Annotated in this window: 16 protein-coding genes and 1 tRNA gene; 4 read left to right on the top strand and 13 right to left on the bottom strand. The window is 47.5% G+C overall.

Features of this window, described 5'->3' with window-relative positions; all coding sequences use genetic code 11:
- Positions 1 to 12: 12 nt before the first annotated feature.
- Positions 13 to 1590: a phosphoenolpyruvate carboxykinase (ATP) gene (pckA, locus tag ACTTJF_RS00565; protein WP_442550288.1), complete on the bottom strand. Its 1578-nt coding sequence runs from the start codon at positions 1588 to 1590 to the stop codon at positions 13 to 15.
- Positions 1591 to 1608: 18 nt separating this feature from the next.
- Positions 1609 to 3429: a biotin/lipoyl-containing protein gene (locus ACTTJF_RS00560; protein WP_442550287.1), complete on the bottom strand. Its 1821-nt coding sequence runs from the start codon at positions 3427 to 3429 to the stop codon at positions 1609 to 1611.
- A 109-nt stretch (positions 3430 to 3538) separates the two neighbouring features.
- Between ACTTJF_RS00560 and ACTTJF_RS00555 the strand changes: the two genes are divergently transcribed.
- Together ACTTJF_RS00555 and ACTTJF_RS00550 are read left to right on the top strand one after the other, a co-directional pair.
- The gene (locus tag ACTTJF_RS00555; protein ID WP_442550286.1) at positions 3539 to 3958 is read left to right on the top strand and encodes a hypothetical protein; all 420 of its coding nucleotides are present in this window, start codon (positions 3539 to 3541) and stop codon (positions 3956 to 3958) included.
- On the top strand, positions 3901 to 4545 hold the full coding sequence (locus ACTTJF_RS00550; protein ID WP_442550285.1) for a hypothetical protein: 645 nt from the start codon (positions 3901 to 3903) through the stop codon (positions 4543 to 4545). Before ACTTJF_RS00555 ends, ACTTJF_RS00550 begins: the two co-directional genes overlap by 58 nt.
- A 513-nt stretch (positions 4546 to 5058) precedes the next feature.
- Here the strand turns inward: ACTTJF_RS00550 and ACTTJF_RS00545 are convergent.
- The 5 genes from ACTTJF_RS00545 to ACTTJF_RS00525 are packed head-to-tail and all read right to left on the bottom strand — an operon-like array spanning position 5059 to position 11167.
- Positions 5059 to 6489: a DUF4139 domain-containing protein gene (locus tag ACTTJF_RS00545; protein ID WP_442550284.1), complete on the bottom strand. Its 1431-nt coding sequence runs from the start codon at positions 6487 to 6489 to the stop codon at positions 5059 to 5061.
- Positions 6490 to 6540: 51 nt separating this feature from the next.
- Positions 6541 to 7866, bottom strand: coding sequence for a TRAP transporter large permease (locus ACTTJF_RS00540; protein ID WP_442550283.1), 1326 nt, complete (start codon positions 7864 to 7866; stop codon positions 6541 to 6543).
- Positions 7863 to 8444, bottom strand: a complete 582-nt coding sequence (locus ACTTJF_RS00535) for a TRAP transporter small permease subunit (RefSeq protein WP_442550282.1) — start codon at positions 8442 to 8444, stop codon at positions 7863 to 7865. Before ACTTJF_RS00535 ends, ACTTJF_RS00540 begins: the two co-directional genes overlap by 4 nt.
- Positions 8445 to 9785, bottom strand: a complete 1341-nt coding sequence (locus ACTTJF_RS00530) for a sodium-dependent transporter (protein ID WP_442550281.1) — start codon at positions 9783 to 9785, stop codon at positions 8445 to 8447.
- A gap of 2 nt (positions 9786 to 9787) precedes the next feature.
- Positions 9788 to 11167 (bottom strand): sodium-dependent transporter, encoded by a 1380-nt coding sequence (locus ACTTJF_RS00525; protein ID WP_442550280.1) that lies wholly within the window; start codon positions 11165 to 11167, stop codon positions 9788 to 9790.
- Between the two features lie 230 nt (positions 11168 to 11397).
- On the opposite strand from ACTTJF_RS00525, the gene ACTTJF_RS00520 reads away from it, so the two are divergent.
- Together ACTTJF_RS00520 and ACTTJF_RS00515 are read left to right on the top strand one after the other, a co-directional pair.
- Entirely contained in the window at positions 11398 to 11697 is a 300-nt protein-coding gene (locus ACTTJF_RS00520) for a F0F1 ATP synthase subunit C (protein WP_009493515.1), read from the top strand.
- Positions 11698 to 11741: 44 nt separating this feature from the next.
- Positions 11742 to 11825 (top strand) — tRNA-Leu (locus ACTTJF_RS00515).
- 455 nt (positions 11826 to 12280) lie between these two features.
- Here the strand turns inward: ACTTJF_RS00515 and ACTTJF_RS00510 are convergent.
- Genes ACTTJF_RS00510 through purD form a run of 6 tightly spaced genes read right to left on the bottom strand, consistent with a single transcriptional unit; the run spans position 12281 to position 19908 of the window.
- On the bottom strand, positions 12281 to 13135 hold the full coding sequence (locus tag ACTTJF_RS00510) for a universal stress protein (protein WP_122862635.1): 855 nt from the start codon (positions 13133 to 13135) through the stop codon (positions 12281 to 12283).
- A 16-nt stretch (positions 13136 to 13151) separates the two neighbouring features.
- Positions 13152 to 15350, bottom strand: a complete 2199-nt coding sequence (locus ACTTJF_RS00505) for a polyribonucleotide nucleotidyltransferase (RefSeq protein ID WP_442550279.1) — start codon at positions 15348 to 15350, stop codon at positions 13152 to 13154.
- On the bottom strand, positions 15335 to 16045 hold the full coding sequence (locus ACTTJF_RS00500; RefSeq protein ID WP_442550278.1) for a sodium:proton antiporter: 711 nt from the start codon (positions 16043 to 16045) through the stop codon (positions 15335 to 15337). The genes ACTTJF_RS00505 and ACTTJF_RS00500 overlap by 16 nt, the downstream gene beginning before the upstream one ends.
- Positions 16045 to 18219, bottom strand: coding sequence for an LPS-assembly protein LptD (locus ACTTJF_RS00495; RefSeq protein WP_442550277.1), 2175 nt, complete (start codon positions 18217 to 18219; stop codon positions 16045 to 16047). The genes ACTTJF_RS00500 and ACTTJF_RS00495 overlap by 1 nt, the downstream gene beginning before the upstream one ends.
- Positions 18209 to 18658, bottom strand: a complete 450-nt coding sequence (locus ACTTJF_RS00490; RefSeq protein ID WP_442550276.1) for an RDD family protein — start codon at positions 18656 to 18658, stop codon at positions 18209 to 18211. Before ACTTJF_RS00490 ends, ACTTJF_RS00495 begins: the two co-directional genes overlap by 11 nt.
- Complete coding sequence (gene purD, locus ACTTJF_RS00485; protein WP_442550275.1) at positions 18655 to 19908, bottom strand: phosphoribosylamine--glycine ligase; 1254 nt, start codon at positions 19906 to 19908, stop codon at positions 18655 to 18657. Before purD ends, ACTTJF_RS00490 begins: the two co-directional genes overlap by 4 nt.
- Positions 19909 to 19964: the final 56 nt, after the last annotated feature.

Below are 19964 nucleotides of genomic sequence, written 5' to 3'. Positions count from 1 at the left end.
CGCCCTTTAAATTTAAGCCTTAGGGCCTGCTTTTGCGTATTCTACGCCCTCTTTTACGTCCTCGTAGCGTTTAAAATTCGCCTCAAACATACCCGCTAGTTTATCTCTAGTCGCGACATATTCGTCCTTATTTTCCCACGTGTTGATCGGATTTAGTAGCTTCGTCTCGACGCCCGCGAGCTCTTTTGGGATCGCTAGGTTAAATTTCTCAAAATTTTCAAATTCGCACTTTTTGATACTGCCGTCTAGGATCGCGTTTATGCATGCACGCGTGGCTTTGATGCTCATTCGCTTGCCCACGCCGTACGCGCCGCCGCTCCAGCCTGTGTTTACGAGATAGACGCTAACGTTGTGCTTGTCGATCTTTTCGCCCAGCAGCTTAGCGTAAACGGTCGGATGCAGCGGCATAAACGGCTCGCCAAAGCACGCGCTAAAGGTCGCTACGGGCTCGGTGATACCGCGCTCGGTGCCCGCGACTTTTGCCGTATAGCCGCTTAGGAAATAATACATCGCCTGCTCTTTGGTTAGCTTTGCGACCGGCGGCAAAACGCCGAATGCGTCGGCAGTTAAAAAGATAATGTTTTTCGGATGGCCGCCCGCGGAGCTTGGCTCGTAGTTATCGATATGATAGATCGGGTAGCTGACGCGGGTGTTTTCGGTCTTGCTGCCGTCTTTGTAGTCTACGACGCCAGCCTCGTCCGCGACCACGTTTTCAAGCAGCGCGTCGCGTTTGATCGCGGCGTAAATTTCAGGCTCGCTACTCGGGTCTAAATTTATGCACTTCGCGTAGCAGCCGCCCTCGAAGTTAAATATCCCCTCGTCGTCCCAGCCGTGTTCGTCGTCGCCAATTAGCTTGCGGTTTGGATCGGTCGATAGCGTCGTTTTGCCCGTGCCGCTTAGACCGAAAAATAGCGCCGTGTCGCCGTCCTTGCCCACGTTTGCCGAGCAGTGCATGCTTAGCTTGCCCTCAAGCGGTAGCCAGTAGTTCATCATCGAGAAAATTCCCTTTTTCATCTCGCCGCCGTACCACGTGCCGCCGATAACCGCGACGTTTTCCTCGACGTTAAAGATAACGAAAACGTCGGAGTTTAGCCCTTGCTCTTTGCACTCTTCGTTTTTGCATTTGCACGCGTTGAAAACCACGAAATCAGGGCTAAATTTAGCTAGCTCGGCCTCGTTTGGACGGATGAACATATTTTTAACAAAATGCGCCTGCCAAGCGACTTCGGTTACGAAGCGAACCGATTTTTTGCTCTTTTCGCTCGCGCCGCAAAATGCGTCTTGGATAAAGATTTCCTTGCCGCTTAGCTGGGCTTTAGCTTTAGCTAAAAGCTTATCGAAAAGCTCTTTTGAGATAGGCTGATTTACCTTGCCCCAAGCGATGTACTTTTGGCTCGGATCTTGTTTTACGAAGTACTTATCCTTTGGGCTGCGACCCGTAAAGATGCCCGTGTCCACCATAAAGGTGCCGTTGCTTGACACGCGTCCCTCGCCCATCGCCTTTTCAAGCTCGAAAAGCTCGTCGTAGCTTAGGTTGTGGTTGATTTTTTTGATGTCCTTAAGACCTAATTTTTCTATTTCGTTTACCATTTTTCTTCCTTTTTTGGATTAAATTTTCGCTAAAATTTGACCGTTTGCTACGGTTTGTCCTTGCTGTACCTCGATAGACGTTACCAGCCCGTCTTTTGGAGCGTTTACGTCTATTTCCATCTTCATAGCTTCCAGCACGAACATCCTTTGTCCCTTTTTCACGCTATCGCCCACTGCGACCAGGATTTTGAACACGTTTCCCGGAAGCGTGCTTTTCACCGGTTCGCCGCTGCCGCCGGTCGTTTTAGCAGGAGAGAGCTCGGGAGGCGGCATGTGCGCTATGCTTGCGGGTTTTACGCTTTTTATCTCGGCTTTGCCGTCTGCGTCGGCGACCTCGACGTCAAATTTCTTGCCGTTTACGGTGACGCTGTATTTTTCGTTTATCGGAGTTTTCGCGCGAGGGGTCGGCGCGCTAGTTTCGCACGCATTTGTCGATTTTTTTCGGATATTTACCTTGCCTTCGCCTTTTAGAAACGCGATGCCTTTTTCTTTGCACGCCGCAGCGATAAAGATATTTTCCTCGCTAGGCTCGATGCCCTCTTTTTTAAGCAACTCGCGCGTAAATTTAAGCGACTTGCTCTCGTCTTTATCCGCGATATCCATGGCGTGTTCTTTGGTCGGTTTTAAGCTTAACTGCTCGCTAGCTAGCTTAACTACGCTCTTATCGGGCTCCACGGGCGTCTTGCCAAAGTACCCTAGCACCATTTTGCCGTAGCCCTCGGCGATCTTTTTCCATGGGCCAAACATCACGTTATTAAACGCCTGCTGGAAATAAAACTGACTCACAGGCGTCACGCTCGTGCCGTAGCCGCCCTTTTGCACGACTTCGCGCATCGCAAGGATGACCTCGGGGAATTTATCCAAGATATTATTATCGCGCATCATTTGGGTATTTGCCGTTAGCGCGCCGCCGGGCATCGGGCTAAACGGGATGAGCGGGCTAACCTGCACGGCTTCAGGCGGCAGGAAATAATCTTTCAAGCACTCATTTAGCACGCTTTCGTATTTTAGAATTTTCTCCACGTCAAGCCCGCCCAGATCGTAGTTTTTGCCCTTAACGGCATGTAGCATGGTTAGGATATCTGGCTGGCTGGTGCCGCCGCTAACAGGGCTTGCGGCTAGATCTATGCCGTCTGCGCCCGCTTCTAGAGCGGCCATATAGCACGCGACGCTAACGCCTGCGGTTTCGTGGGTGTGGAGTCTGATATGGGTATTTTGCGGGAGGAGTTTGCGAGCCATTTTGATGGTCTCATATACTTTTTGCGGGCTAGAGGTGCCGCTGGCGTCTTTAAAGCAGACGCTGTGATACGGGATGCCCGCGTCTAAAATTTCGCGCAAAATCCGCTCGTAAAACGCCACGTCGTGCGCGCCCGAACAGCCCGCAGGCAGATCCATCATCGTGACGACCACTTCGTGCTTTAGCCCGTGATGAGCGATACGCTCGCCCGAGTATTTTAAATTTTCCACGTCGTTTAGCGCGTCGAAGTTTCGTATCGTGGTCGTGCCGTGCTTTTTAAAGAGCTTTGCATGCAGATCGACTAGCTCGCGGCTGCCCGTATCTAGCGTCACGGTGTTTACGCCGCGGCTTAGAGTTTGCAGGTTTGCCTCGGGCCCGACCGTTTCGCGAAATTTATCCATCATCGCAAACGCATCTTCGTTTAGGTAAAAGTAAAGGCTCTGAAACCGCGCCCCGCCGCCAAACTCAAAGTGCGTTATGCCGGCCTCTTTAGCCGCGCTAACCGCGGGTAAAAAATCAGCCATCGCCACGCGCGCGCCGAAAACCGACTGAAAGCCGTCTCTAAAGGTAGTGTCCATAACGTCTATAAATTTTTTCGCCATTTTGCCGCCTTGTCAAATTTCAAAATCGTGCTAATTTTACCTAGTTTTAGATTAAGTGGATATAATAAAATCAAAGCATTATCACAAAAATGTTTAACGAGGGGAGCAAATGCAAGAGCGCACGCTAGAAGAGCTTTATAAAAAGCTAAAAGAATTTGATAGATTAGCCGATAAAGAAGAGTTTTTGTTTGACGAGATAAGAGACGCCGTAGAGGCGCAGGATTTGGCGTTTGCCGCGCAAATTTGCGACTTTGTGCTAAACGATGAATTTGAAAAATTCGGCGCGTTTTTAAGAACCAGAGCGCTAATGTGGCTCACGGACTATATCGTGCAAAATTCAAAAGAAAACGAGAGCGAATACCCAAATTTTGACGACTTTGTAGACTGCCTGTGGAAATTTAAATGGATCGTCTCGGGCGTCGCTCAAAGCTCCGTGATAGAAAAGGAGCTCATAGACGAGGCAACGAGGCGATGTTGTTTTACTACGAGCGCATGGAGCTCTCGCTGGCCTCATACTACAAGGCCTTGATGAATCAAAACATCGACATGGGCGATGCTAGAGAGGCAAAGGCAAATTATGAGCTATGGAAAAAGCTCGCCAAAGACGATATGGCCGACTGCGAGGCGTGCGAGGCATCGGGTGAGATCGCATATTTAAATTTTGTCGGCGAGCATGAGGCAGCGCTGGAGCTTGCCGCGCCGATACTCTCGGGCGAGCTAACCTGCGGCGAAGTACCTCACACGACCTACGCGCCGATACTTTCTAGCATGATTAAAACAGGCAAGATAGAAGAGGCAAAAGCCCTTTTGCCAAAGGCCACGGCGACGATCGAGTCAAATCCTCGCGTCATAAACATGGTCGCCCCGCTAATCGAGATCGCCGTTAGACTGGGCGAGTGCGAGACGGCGCTAAATTTAGCGCGCAAGCACTCCGCGGCGATCTTAGATGGCAACGACGATCTAAACGACCTGCGATTTTTCATCGCTGTTAGCGCGTTTGGCGACGAGAACGACTACAAGATAGCTCTAGAGATAGCGGGCAAATTTGACGCTAGAAACGGCAACACATACTACTCGGACTACCTGAACGAATTTTACGCCGAGTTTGGTTTTTAGATTTTGTAAGTCAAATTTGGCGGGTAAAATCGAAGTTGAATTTATAAAATTTGACGCGCTGAGACCCGCATCTCGACGACAGTAAATTTGGCTTGGTTAAAATTTGGCATTGCGAGCTTGGTTTCCTTGAGTAAAAAACAACCATTTGAGGTTGTTTTTTTACTTTATATAAAGGGGGTGGGGGCTTAATTTTGCTTCGCCATGCTCTCAACTGCAAGCAGACGCGAAGTCGCTCCCCACCCCCTACGACGCTTTTAAGGTGGCGACACTGCTTTGCTCGCGCAAAGCGTCGCAGGTTTAAATTTGCATTTTCAAGGTGCGGGTTTTGGCGGCTCAAATTTGTAAATTTAATGTCAAATTTGAGCGTAAAATGATAAGGCGCAGTATTTTTGTTCTAGACGAGGCGCTTTTAAATTTGGCGACGGGAGTTACCTTGTCGGTAATGACCTAGCCAAATTTAAAAGCAACGAAGTATAGGGCAAAAAGACAAGCCGCGACAAGAAATTTACAATCTTACTCGCTCGGCTTGGTTAGCTCATAGGAGAAATTTATCTCCTTGCTCTCGTTTGGCTTAAGCGCAAATTTCCACGTTACCTTGCCGTCTTTGCCTATCTCGTTTTCTTTCGGATCGTTTTTCACGCTCACGCTTACGCTCTCATGCGCGCTGACGGGTACTTGCTCCTCTAAAACTACGTCCCAAGCGAGCTTCGAGCCGTTTTTTACGCTATATTTATACCCGCGCGAGATCTTGTTTTTCGAGCCGAAAAACGACTCTTTCGTATATTCGCCGTTAGCTTCTTTTTTCACGCTAACAAGCTCATTTTTGCCGAAAAACTCCTTCGCCTCCTCGCCGGCGGCGTATCCTACGTATCTTTTGCCGATATTTATGCCGTCAATCTTAAACTCGCTTTGCGCACCCTCGATGCTTCGCTCGGGTTTAAACGCGGCTCTAACGAACGCGCCTGCGCTGCCGTAGCCGTCGATCACGAGGTCAAATTTAGCATCCAGGCTCTGCTTGTCGTAGGCAAAGTCCGCCGTTTCGTCCGCTTTTAAGCTCACGCCCTCGATGCGCCATGCGTTTGCGAGCGCGTTTTGATCGTTGCTGGCTTGCACGTCTTTGACGCTATTTTTCTTTGCGTATGCCTTTCGCGCCGCCATATCGGCACTCGCCTCCATCATCGGCGCGGCTCCTAGCGGCATCATATTTCGCGGCGCCGGCTTGCCTTCGTAGCGCGGATAAAACGGAGCGGGCGTCAAATTTGACGAGTAGTAAAACGGATAAAGCGCGATGGTGAGGGAGTTTAGATCGATGCCCAGCGGATTTGTCACGGTCAAATTTTGCGAGATTTCGACCTTGCCTTTTGCGACGTCGGCATGGATTTTATTTTTCAAATTTACGCTAACGCCCACGGGATAGGAGATCTTGACCTGTTTTGGGTCGCATTCGAATTTCAAATCAAGCTTTTGAAAATTTTTAATCTCGGTCGCGTTCATTTTCTTTTTCAGCTCGTCGATTTGCTTTTTGGTTTGCGAAATTTGAGCTAGATTTTTTAGCACCGCTTCGTAAAATTTATCGCCGTCGGCGTCCAAATTAGCGACGCTTTGCTCTTTAAAAGCGGGAAAATTATTTAAAAAAGCGTTTTTGGAGTTTAGCGCGTTTAGTTTATCGTTTAGCTCCTCAAGCTCTTTTTCGTTTTGCTTAAATTTAGCATAGGCCTCGTTTTCTGCGGGCTTTGCTTCGTTTAAATTTAGGCTCACTAGCTCGCACGACGCAGCCACGTCGATATCCTCAAGCTCGACGAAATCGGGCAAATTTAAACTAAATTCGCTTTTTTGGTTGCTAAAGTTTTGATGTATAAATGAGGCGTTTTTGTAGATTTCTATCAAGTTGCTTTCGGCGCTCGCGATCAGGGCAAACGCCGAAACTAAGGCTATCTCTCTCATTTTCTCTCCTTTGGGTAAATTTAAGAGATTATAGCCTTACAAAGATAAATTTTAGCCTAGCAAGATGATCGTAAAGATGATCAGAACTAAAATTTGTATCGCGATAAAGGGCACCACGCCGCGGTAGATGTCGGAGGTCTTGACCTCTGTCGGCGCCACGCCTTTTAGATAAAAGAGACTAAAACCAAACGGCGGCGTAAGGAACGAAGTCTGTAAATTCATCGCGATAACGATGGCAAAATATAGCGGATTTATGCCTAAATTTACGGCAATCGGCGCCAAGATCGGTAGCACGATATACGAAATCTCGACGAAGTCTATAAAAAATCCTAGCGCAAAAATCGTAATCATAGCTAAGATAATAAAGCCCCATTTTTCGCCAGGCAAACTAGACATCACTTCCTCAACGATCTCGTCGCCGCCGGTGTAGCTAAACACCATCGAAAACGCCGTCGCGCCGATAAGGATAGTAAAGACGACGGCCGTGGTTTTGACGCTCTCTTCGAGCGCTTCTTTTAGCATTTTAAACGAAAAAGTCCTGTAAAAAACCGAAAGCAAGATCGCGCCCACGCAGCCAAACGCCGAACTCTCCGTCGGCGTAGCGATGCCTTCAAATATCGAACCAAGCACCAGCACGACAAGTACTAGCGGCGGCAAAATCGCGAGGATAGCGTTTAAAATTTGCTTTGATTTAGGCACGTCGCTCTCTACTACGACGGGCGGCGCGTAGTCCTTTTTGACGTAAGAGACGATGAGGATATAGGCTATATATGCGCCAACAAGCGCAAGACCCGGATATATCGCCTCGCGGAAAAGATCGCCGACGGGCACCGTAAAGACGTCGCCGAGAATTATAAGTACGATCGAAGGCGGGATGATCTGCCCGAGCGTGCCCGAAGCGCAGATAGTGCCGCAGCCTAGAGCCTTGTTGTAGTTGTACTTTAGCATCACGGGCAAGCTCATAACGCCCATAGCTACGACGCTAGCACCCACAACGCCCGTAGATGCGGCTAGTAGCGCGCCCACTAGCACGGTGCTGATCGCCACGCCGCCGCGAATCTCGCCGAATAAAAACGCCATACTCTCGAGCAACCTCTCGGCTAGCTTGGTCTTTTGTAAAATAATGCCCATAAAAACGAAAAGCGGCACGGCGATGAGGATTTTGTTTTCCATTATCGAGTAGATGCGGTAAGGCATAAAGTTAAACGTCTCTTTAAATATCTCAAGCCCACCCATAAAGCCGCCCCCGTCGCCAAAGCTCTCGACCATACCGCCGATGAGCCCGAAAATGACGGCTATCGCGCCAAACGTAAATGCGACGCTAAAGCCGATAGCAAGCATAAAAAGCGCGGCTAAAAACATTACTATGCCGGTCATTTTCCCTCTCCTTGTTGCGCGGTTTTGCTTAAATTTGCGTCAAATTTGCCCGCCTCGCTTAAATTTGACCCGGCGTCTAGATAGACGTTTAGCCACTTTATAAAGTATCCGACGCTAAAAAATATAAGTAGCCAGAAGCTAAACGGTATAAAAGCCTTGATGACCCAGCGATACGGTAAACCGCCCGGATCTGCGCTACCCTCGCCGCTCTCGTACGCCTCCACGACGTAGTCCCAGCTCAGCCACGCGACCAAAAGCGCAAGCGGCAGGATAAAAAGGATGACGCCCGCCATATTTATGAGCGCCCTTTTCTTTACGCTCATCTTTTCGTAAAATATATCCACTCGCACGTGCGCGTCGTCTTTTAGCGCGTAGCTCATTCCAAGCAGGATGATGATGCTAAAAAAGTGCCACTCAAGCTCCTGGAGGCCTACGTTGCCGTATTTGAAAAAATATCTCGCCGTGACGTTAAAAAAAACGTCCGCAATCATCAAAAACATCACGAGTACACAGGCATAGCCCACGATGTCGCCTAATTTACCAAAAAATCGCTCTACTTTTTTTAAATTTCGTTCCATTTAACTCCCCAAAATTTGTCTTATCATTATCGCCAAAATGCAAATCGGCGCGACGAATCGTAGTAAAAAATACCAAATTTCAAAAACCGCCCTACCCATATACGGCAAAAATAGCTCCTCTAGGCTGCCTCTTTTCATCGCGTAGCCCACAAATACCGCGATCACGATACCGCCCAGCGGCAGCATGATATTTGAGCTAAGATAGTCTAAAACGTCAAAAAATCCCTTGCCGAAAAACGTGAGCGCGTCTTTAAATTCGGTAATATTTGAAAGCGCGCAAAGCGTGCCTAGGCAATAAACGCAAACGCCTACGATCGCGATCGCGCCTAGGCGAGGGATCTTAAACTCGTTTATGAGATAAAAAACGAGCGGCTCGACCATCGAGATAGCCGACGTAAGGCCCGCAAAAATAAGCGCGGTAAAAAATGTAAAACTTAAGACGTTTCCCATCGCTCCTAGCTTAGCAAACAGCGTGGGCAGCGATATAAACGCAAGCCCCACGCCCTGACTAGGCTGCTCGCCGTACTCGAAAACAAAGGTAAAAACGATGAGTCCGATGACGACGCTAACGATGATATTTAGCGCGACAACGTAGAGCGAAGATGTGAAAAGATTGGTCTTGTCATCCAGACTAACAGAATACGTCGCGATCGCGCCGATACCAACGCACATCGTAAAAAATGCTAAGCCAAGAGCTACAAAAACAGCCTCGCTCGTGATCTTAGAAAAATCAGGCACTAGCAAAAACTCCGCCGCCTGCGAAAATCCGCCCATCTGCATCGAGTAAATCAGCATAAAAATGAGCAGTAAAAAAAGCGTCGGTAAAAGCCATAAATTTATGCGTTCGATACCGCCTTTTATGCCCTTTGAGAGGATGAAAAAATAGGCCGCGAACGCGATGCTAAAGTATAAAATTTGACCCGAGATATCAGAGCCTATAAATTTACCGAAATTTTCGCCCGAAACCGCGATACTTTGCGGAAGTTCGCCAAGAGATAAAACCGAATACCTAATAACCCAGCCGATGATAACCGTATAAAACGACGCAACTAAAACGCCAGTTATCATTATGACGCCGGCATACCCCCAAAATTTGCCGTTTTTAGGAGCGAGCGAACGAAAGGCGTTAACGGGATCGGAGTTTGAAATTTTACCCATCGCCATCTCGGCAAAAAATATGCTAAGCCCAACCGCAACGGCAAAAACAAGATACAAAAGCACGAACGCCGAGCCGCCGTTTGCGCCGACCATGTATGGAAATTTCCACGCATTGCCAAGCCCGATCGCGGCACCCACGATGGATAGTATAAATCCGATTTTAGAAAATTTATCGCTTGACACGGTTAGCCTCTTAGCGCATTTATCGTGATGATGACGATGCTAATAGGGGCTACGAATCTAATCATAAAATACCAAATTTCAAAAACGGCCCTGCTCATATACGGCCCAAAAAGTATGTAAAGCGCGTCTTTTTTGATGACAAAGCCGACGAAAATCGACACCGTGATGCCGCCGATTGGCATGATGATATTTGAGCTAAGAAAATCAAGGCAGTCAAAAAAGCTCTTGCCGAAAAATACCAAATTTTCCTTAACGCCTTCGATGCTTGAAAGTATGCACAAAATGCCCATGCAGTAGATGAAAGCGCCGATTAGCGCGAGGGCTTTTTTACGAGAAAAGCCAAATTCGCGGATGAGATAATGCGTGAAAGGCTCCAGCATTGAGATGGCCGAGGTAATGCCTGCAAAAAGCAGTGCCGAGAAAAACGCGAACGCGAGCACGTGTCCAAGCGTGCCTAGCTTCGCAAATAGCGTCGGCAGCGAGATAAACACGAGCCCCACGCCCTGACTAGGCGTCGCGCCAAACTCAAACACGAAAGTAAAGATAACAAGCCCCATCAAAATGCCCATCACGACGTTTATCACGACGATGATGATCGAGGAGCTAACGAGATTCGTATTATCAGGCAGCGACGCAGAGTAAACGATAATGACGCCGACACCCAAAGACAGCGTAAAAAACGCAAGTCCAAGAGCGGTGAGAATGCTACTCACGCCTAGTTTTGAAAAATCGGGAACCAGCAAAAATTTAGCCGACTGCACGAAGCCGTCCATCGTAAACGAGTAGCTAAGCATGATGATGAGCAAGATAAGAAGCGAGGGCATCATCCAGACGTTTACGCGCTCGATGCCGCTTTTTATGCCTTTTGAAACGATAAAAATACATAGAAAAAATACGATCGTGAAGTAAAAAATTTGAGACGCGGCGTCGTTAGCGTAAAAACTGCCGAAAATTTTCTCGGAAGCCTCAACATCCTTTGGCAGCTCGGTTATTACCATAACTGCGTATTTTAGTATCCATCCGATGATGACCGTGTAAAAAGAGGCGATGATGATCGCGCCAATCATCGTAAAACCCGCAAATTTCCACGCTTCTTTGCGCTTTGGGGCAAGTTTTTTAAAGGCGTTTACGGGGTCAGATTCAGAAAGCTTACCGATAGCTATCTCGCCGAAAAATATCGCAAGTCCGATAAAAAACGTCATAAAAAGATACAAAAGCACGAAGGCCGAACCGCCGTTTTGACCGACTAAATACGGGAATTTCCACGCATTTCCAAGCCCCACCGCAGAGCCCGCGACGGCTAAGATAAAGCCGATTTTTGAAAATTTATCCTGCGCCAAATTTAACCTTAGTATTTGAAATTTCAGAAGCGAGGCTAGCATAAAAAAGCTTTTAAAATTCTAATTTTTAAATAAATTCGTAGAAAAACGAAACACAGCTGAAATTTTTTGTAAATTTGTAGCACTACGCGGCGGCAAATTTGGCGAATGGAAATTTTATGAAAATTTTTCTCGGTTTTAAGTAACTCAAAGCTAAATTTTTATAAAATGCGCTCTCAAAGCTTCAAAGTAGGGGTCTGATCCGAAATGGCTTAAATTTACAAGGAGACTTTATGAAAAAAGTTGTTTTCTTAATGATGGCAATTGCCAGCTTCGCGTTTGCGGATGGCGGCGAAATGCTAAAATCTTACTCTGTTCTTGCAGCAGCAGTCGGTCTAGGCCTAGCGGCTCTTGGCGGCGCTATCGGTATGGGAAATACCGCTTCTGCGACAATCTCAGGCACGGCTAGAAATCCAGGCGTCGGTAGCAAGCTAACTACGACGATGTTCGTTGCTCTTGCGATGATCGAAGCGCAAGTTATCTACGCGCTAGTTATCGCGCTAATCGTTCTTTACGCAAATCCAATGTTTTAATATCGGGCGGGTTCGTCCCGCTCTTTTGTTGTTTTAATCCACGTGCGACCTTGGTGGAACGGTAGACACGCTACTTTGAGGTGGTAGTGCCGAAGGGTGTGCGAGTTCAAATCTCGCAGGTCGCACCATAATTCTTATTAACTCCCAAGAAAAACTATTTAAGCTATCAATGATCTACTAGCCAAAATTGTGACCGTATAAAAATTAAGTCGATATACGCAAGCGCTCTTGCGATTGCAATACACTAGTCTATTAGAATATTTTAATAGTCGCCGCACTTCTTTATACAATCAAATTGAAAAAGCGGTTTGCAAATTTAAATAACCTAAAAAACAAATCACCAATTTAAGTTTTAAAAATCGTCGAAAGCAGCAGCCCCGTAAGACAAGTTTATCAGCTATAATTTATACCTAAATTTAAAACAATGGCAAAAACAGGGGAAATAAAAATCTCAAATTTAATCGGCAAGCGCCCGAAGTTAATTCTAAAATAAAAAAGCGGCCGAACTCTTGCAAGAATCCAGTCGCTTAAATTTGTATTGGAGCCAAACGTCAAATTTGAAAATTCGGCTCCAAATTTTCTCTTACATAAAGACCGGTATCGTCGTATTTTTAAGGAAATATCTCGAAGTACCGCTCAAAAATATCTCCAAAAAGCCGTTTTCGCCGTATCTGCCCGCCACGATCAGGTCAAATCCGCCCTCTTTAGCGCTTCGCAGCAGAGCCTCGCCCGGCACCGAAGTCGTGCTAACTACCTCGTAAGTCGCCTGTATGCCGTGCAGTTTTAGGTACTCTTCTAGTTTTTTTAGATTTTCCTCTGCACTACCGTCGCCAGAATGCGGCATGCAAGTGATACAATGCACCTTTTTAGCTTTTTTTAGCAGCTCGATCGAGCTACTTACAGCACGCGAGTTTTGCGTCGAGCCGTTCCAGCTAACCAGGATATTGTCAGCCTTAAAGCTCGTTATGCGCCTTGGTATCGTGATCGCTGTTTTACCGCTTTTTAGCACCGCCGCCTCAAACGTACCCGTAATCTTGCCGTCAAGCGGTACTGCGGCGACTACCATATCGCAAAATTTAGACTCCTGCTCGACCACCACGCTTCGCTTGCCGCTTTTTGTGGTAAATTTAGCCGTCGTCTTGCCCTCGATCGGCTCGTCGCTGATCTGCACGTCTAGCTCTTCGCAAAGTTTATGAAAAATAGTCTCGTTGCGTTCGTGCTCGACGCCGAGCTCCGCCTTCGCCGCCTTTAAAAACTCATCATAAAGCACGCCACCTCGAAGCGTCATTTTCATGTTATAAACGACGCCAGGATCTAGCTGGCAAGCCAAAATCTCGATGTGGCTGTTAAAATGCTTAGCGACCAGCAAAGCTCCTCTGATACGCTCTTTTACGTCGTCGCCGGCACCTATGGGGAAGAATATTTTTTTATACTGCATCGGTTCTCCTTTAAATTTATTGCGCCAAAGAAAGGGAAATTTTGTGCCCTTTTTGCTCGCTGATTTTTACTTTGACCTTATCGCCGGCTTTTAGAGGCGTTTTGATCTTTGAGATATGCAAAAGTCCGTCCACGCCGCCCGGAAGCCCGATAAAGGCGCCAAATTCTACCACGCTTTTTACCTCGCCCTCAAATTCGTCTCCGATATTAAATTCAGGCGTCTTGTGAGGCTTGCCGTCTTTGCCGCCTCTTTTACCGCCAAAGCCCTTGCCGCCGTCTTTTGAGACGATTTGTATGATGTAGTCTTTAGCCGCATCTACGCTTGATTTTTGCGCGCCGGCGATCTTTACCTCGCCTTTTTCGCGGTCAAGGTCGATGGCGACGTCAAATTTTTCTATGATCTCTTTTATCGTTTTGCCCGCTTGTCCGATGATATCGACGATCTTGCCCGGATCAACGCTAAAAAGCTCTAGTTTAGGGAGTATGTCTTCGTTTACGGAGATATTTTCGTTTGCTTTTTCCATCAAATTTAATATATGCAGCCTGCCCTCGCGCGCCTGCAAAAGCGCCTCTTTTAGCACGTCAAGGCTGATACCGCCTAGCTTTATATCCATCTGAAGCGCTGTTATGCCGTCTTTGCTACCTGCGACTTTAAAGTCCATATCGCCGTCGTGATCCTCTAGCCCCATGATGTCTGTTAGTACGGCGTGCTTATCGCCTTCGAAAATTAACCCCATCGCGACGCCCGCGACTAGTTTTGGCGTATCGACGCCGGCAGCCCTTAGCGCCAAAGAGCCGCCGCAAACGCTGGCCATCGAGCTTGAGCCGTTACTTTCTAAAATTTCGGACACGAGTCTGATAGTATAAGGCGAATTTACGTCGATGCTTGGCGCAAGCGCGCGTTTAGCGAGATTGCCGTGACCCAGCTCGCGTCTGCCCGGAGCCTTTAGCGGGCTAGCCTCGCCGACGCTAAAGCCGGGGAAGTTGTAGTTAAACATAAATTTATCCGTCACGGCGCCTTTTTCCGTTAGCATATCGTACATCTGCGCGTCGCCGTCGGTGCCTAGAGTGGCTACTACGAGAGCCTGCGTCTGACCGCGGGTAAAGAGGCAGCTGCCGTGAGCGTTTGGCAGGATATTCGTCTCGATGCTGATCGGGCGAACCTCCTTAAGCCCTCTGCCATCGGCGCGAACGCCCTCGTTTATGATCTGCTCGCGGACGATTTTTTTCTTAAATTTAGCTAGGACGTTAGAGACGACCTCCTCCTCCCAGCCCTCTTTTTGAGCTACTTCGTCGGTCAAAATTTGCTTAGCGATCTTGGTTAGTTCGCTAGCGCGCTCGCTTTTAGCCATCTGATTTATAGCGGCTTTTACGTCGTTTTTATAAAATTCGTTTAGATAAACCGCGACGCTCTCGTTTTCGATCTCCGGTTTTAGCTCTAGCTGCGCGTCTTCTTTTTTATGCTGGCTAAATGCCTCTTCATAAGCGTTTGAGGCGCGAAGTATGGCTTTACCGGCCTCTGCAATCGCCTCTACGATGAGATCTTCGCTAAATTCGTTCATATCCTGCATCGCTATCACGCCGCCGCCTAAATTCGGATCCATCATAGGATCTAGCGCGATAGGCACTATCTCGTCTTTTTCCGTCGCGACACTTCTCATCTCGATCATCAAAAGCTCGTCTTTAACGCCCGCCACGTAAAGATCGAGCGCAGATGTTTTTAACTCGGAGTTGCTAGGATTTATTACGAATTTATTGTCTATATACCCCACGCGCACGCCGCAAACAGGCGCATTTACGGGGATGTCGCTAAGATAAAGCGCGACTGAGGCCGCATTTAGCGCGACGACTTGCAGATCGACTTCCGGATCGCAAGATAGCACCATAACGACGATTTGCGTCGGATACGCGTAGCCCTTTGGAAAGAGCGGGCGCAGCGAGCGGTCGATGATACGCGAAGTTAGCGTCTCAAAATCCCCCGGCTTGGTTTCTCTTTTTACGTAGCCGCCCGGGATCTTGCCTGCCGCGTAGCTTTTTTCGATGTATTGCACCGTTAGCGGTAAAAAATCCTCGCTAACTTGCGTATCTTCGCGAGCGACGGTGGCTAAAACGACGGTATTTTTTACGCGTAAAAGCGCCGCGCCGCTAGCTTGCTTGGCGACCTTGTTTATATCGTAAATTTCGACTTGATTATTGACTTCTATTGAATACTGCATGCCCTAATATCTCCTTGTTTTTGTAATGGTATATAAAACGGACTCTCCTCTAATATGGAAAGCACGGTTTCGGGTTTTGGTTCGATTTTGTTTTTGTAGTAAAAATCCACTTCGATAAAATTTGCGATCTTATGCACGGCGTAAATTTCGTCCACCAGCGGCGCGATAGCCGCGGCTACGTCGGTAGCGATGAGCGGCGTAGCGTAGGTGACTGACTTTACCCGCTCGCGCATGAGCGTTTTTAGGCAGGTTAGCGCCGTGAGTCCCGTCTCGCAGCCCTCGTCGATGAGCAGGATGTTTCTATCCTTTAGATCGCCGATGAGATTGCCTTTTCTAAATTTATAGACGTTTTTTAGGATCTTTTCGTCGTACTTACGGTCAGCCTCGCCGTAAACAAAGTCATAGCTAATGCCAAAGCTCCGAATCAGCTCGTCGTTTAGCACTACGTCGTCTTTTTCGCTAACCATCGCGATTTCGCACTCGGGGTTATTCGGCGCAAAAATGCGCTCGCAAAATAAAATCTCGTAGCTCAAATTTAGCCCGCGAGCTACGCTATCGACCATGATGACCGAGTCTATAGAGCCGCATATCATTAGATATTCACCCGCAGCTAGCTCTTTTTTGGGCAAAATTTCAAGCAGTTTTTCGGCCGCCTCGAGCTGGTTTTCAAACATAAAGTCTTCGTAGTTGCCCATTAATTACCCTGCGTTGTCTGGCCTACTGAAAAGTCGTAGTGCACGCCGCCCATCGGATAGAAATTTATAAAGAAGTAAACCCCTCTTGATTTTTTGGCGGCCGTTCCGCTCGTGGTCGTCGTAGGCTCAAGCTCCTCTTCATAGACGAAAGTATAATTCCAGCACTTTCTACGGTGAGAGACGCCTAGCTGCCACTGCTTATTGTAGTCGCGCTCGAGGTCGTACTGAGTACCGCTAAATAGTCTATAGTTATGCGGAAGCTCGACGTAACCGTTTAGGTGCAGATAGTTTTGCTTTTCCTGAGCATTTTTTCTTTGCATCGTGTGCCAGAGGCTAGCGCCGAATTTATCGTGCGTATAGCTCGCGCCGCTTTGAACTTTTTCAAAGTATTTATTGTCATAAGAGTACTCAAGCCTGTTGTAAAAAGACAAATTCGCCAGCGGATACCAGCCGATGATGTTTTTCAAATTTGAGCGCTTGTTCTCTTTGGTGTAATAACCCTGCGAAATCGTATGGCGCAAAAATTTTCTTCCGTCTTTGTTAAAGAAATACTGCGTCGCTCTAGCCGAAACCTCGTCTCTAGTGTACTGAGGATTGATGAAGCTTTGATATTTTCGTCCTAGCATGTCGTAGACGTATACGTTGCCATCCTCTTCGGCTGTCTCATATCTATCTGGCAGGTCACCTTCATTATAAGCTTTAACTACGTAATCCACGCCCAAATTTAAACTATGATAAAAGCTCTCATAAGCTTTAGCTAGGTCGGTGTATAGCGAGAGTTTGTGGTAGTTTTCTATGTAGTTTGCGCTCTTGTCTTCATCTCCGGTCGGACGGTACATTTTCTTTGCATAGTCCACGCTAGTGGCGTATAAATAGTGATAATACGAGAATTTAAGATAATCGTCCGCTAAAGGCAAATGAAAGGAGACTGGTAGGTTAAATTCGTACTGCGTCGCTTTTACGCCGATTTTTCTCGTGTAGTTATGCGAGTAGAGATCGACAGAATAAAGCACGTTCGGCAAGATGAAGTTGTCGGTAAATTTATGATACTGAAAGCTCGGATACTCTTGAAGCGTATCTTTGTTTTCGTTTGGGCTACCGATTTTTGAGGTATCAGTATAGTATCTCGCGTATGCACCGAAATAGTGCTTGTCGCTACTTAGAAAATAGTTTAGTTTTGAGGTTACGAGGGGGTTGTCGTCGCTACCCGAGCCTCGTTTTTTCAAATTTATATAGTCGATATCGTTTAGCGCCGTCGCATCGAGCCACAAGCCCTCCTGCAGATCCTCGTTTATCAGGTGTTTAACGAGCCTATCTCGCTCATATTTTACATCAGCGCCCTTATGCGTTTTGTTTTTCAGAGGGAGTCTTAGCGAGTTTTTCTCGATCTGTCTTTGGCGGTATCCCTCGGTATCTCTAAAAGCGCCGAGCGTCACCGAACCTCTAGAATAAGGCGAATCGGCAAATCTAAACGTGCCGTAGATACCCGTACCGCGTCTAGTGCGAATTTGCGGATCAAACTGTAAATCCCAGCTGTCGTATTCGGCGATATAGATCGGTTGTTTGTAGTAAAATCCATCGTTTTTACCGTAACCAAACTCCGGCGGCAAAAGCCCGGTACGTCTGCGAGTATCGGTTGAAAAGCCAAAATACGGAAGATAAAGCACGGGGACGTTTCCGACGTAAAATACGGGGTTAAATAGATGTAAAAATTTACTCTCGCGGTTTAGCTTGCCGCTGCTAAATTTAATCTTCCAGTCCGGGTCCTGGACGTTGCAGCTTGACACGACCGCGCCGTTTACTCTGTAAAATTCTGACGTACTGTTACTCTCATCGCTTTGCATCCACACTTCCATATTGCGGTTCATCATAAATAGCGTCTCGTAGTTGCTATCTTTGCTATTTAGATCGATCTTTGCGTACGAACAGCGCGAGATTTCGTCCTTATTTCTTATCAAATTTACGTTACCGAAAAGCTCCAAAATCTCTTTTTGCTGATCGTAAACGGCTCTATCCGCGCTCATCAAATAATCTTGCGAATAAACAAGCACGTTTTTATCCGCCGTAACAACGCCGCCGTCGCGCTTTACGTCATCGGCTAAAAGCTCGAAATTTTGAACGGCATAGCAACTAAAAGCCCCGAAAATAAGCGTCAAAAAAATTCTAGTAAACATTTATAACTACCGTTTTTGCGGCCTTATCTTGCCACGTTTGAAATAATGGATTTGAAAACGCCCAAGCAAAACCTAGGAAAAATGCGTTTTCGCTGATAATGCGTACCAAAGAGCGAGTGAGAGAATTTAGCAGATTGGGTTTATCGAGCAGATCGATATCCACGCACACGATCTTCATCGCGACCTTGCCGATACTAGCGCCGCAATACCACGTAAAAAACGTCTGGTAAATAACCTCGAGGAAGACTATCTGCGGTATCATTTCCATAGCCAGAGCACTGATTTGCTCGTAGTCCAGTCCGTCAAATTTCTCGTAGTAAACGGCATAAAACAAAAATGAGATGAGAAATTTATCTATCCCCCACGCGACGGCTCTTTTGCCGGCGCTAGCGAGCGTGATATTTTCGTCTTCGAGCTTGTCGATGACGCTTCTGCTCATTCGCGCCCTTTTAGCATTTGCCAGGCGATATCTTTTCGGTACTGCGCGCCGTCAAATTCTACGTTTTCGCAAAGCTCGTAGGCCTTTTGTTGCGCTTGTTTTATGCTTTTGCCAAGCCCCACGCACACGAGCACTCGCCCGCCGTCGGCATATATCTCGCCGCCCTGCTCGCTCACGCCGGCAAATGCTATGTGCGAGTTTTCAGGCACGTTTTTTACGCTGATTTTGGCCCTAGGCGAGCTTGAAAAAGGATAATTTTTACTAGCCATCACGACTCCGACGGCAAATTCGTCTTTTAGCTTCACGGGCTTTAGATCGCCTCTTGCCGCGTTTAGTAAAATTTCGCCCAGATCGCCGTCGATCAGCGGCATTAGCACTTCGCACTCCGGATCGCCGAAACGCACGTTAAACTCAAGCACGTACGGCACGCCCTTAACCACCATAAGCCCCACGAAAAGCACGCCGCAGAAAGGATTTCCCTCGGCTTTCATACCTTTTAGCGTCGGTTTTACGACCTCTTCTTCGACCTGTTTTATTAGCTCGGGGCTTGCTAGCGGACTAGGAGCGTATGCGCCCATGCCGCCGGTATTTGGTCCCTCGTCGTTATCTTTTAGGCGTTTATGATCTTGCGCTACGGGCAGGCTAACGAAATTTTCGCCGTCGCAAATCGCAAAAAAGCTAAGCTCAAATCCGTCCAAAAACTCCTCCACGACCACGCGTTTGCCAGCCTCGCCGAAGCTCTCTCCGCTTAGCATATCGCGAGCGGCGGCCTTTGCTTCCTCGCGGCTTTGTGCGATTATCACGCCTTTGCCCGCGCACAGTCCGTCGGCCTTAACGACAACCGGAGCAGCAAGAGAGTCGATAAATTTAGCCGCAGCATCGTAATCATCGGTATTTAGATAGGCCGCCGTTCGGATAGCATTTCTAGCCAAAAAGTCTTTCATAAACGCCTTGCTGCCCTCGAGTCTAGCCGCAGACTTGCTCGGTCCGAAAATGTTTAAATTTCGCGCCTTAAATATATCCACGATGCCGTCACTTAGCGGCGCTTCGGGACCGACGATCGTTAGTTCTATCTGCTCCGTCTCGGCAAATTCTGCGAGCTGATTATAGTCTTTGATTTTTAGATTTGTGCCGAGTTTTGAGGTGGCTCCGTTGCCCGGAGCAAAGAAAAGCTCGTGTTTGCGGGATTCTTGAAGTTTTAGAGCTATGGAGTACTCGCGCCCGCCGCTTCCGATTATCAAAATTTTCATAATTTCTCCAAAAATAAAAACCCAAGTGAGCGGTGCGCATATAAGTGGCCCGAAAA

This window comes from Campylobacter sp. (genome assembly GCF_052170435.1).
Classification (GTDB): domain Bacteria; phylum Campylobacterota; class Campylobacteria; order Campylobacterales; family Campylobacteraceae; genus Campylobacter_A.
This window is presented reverse-complemented; position numbering and strand designations above follow the sequence as displayed.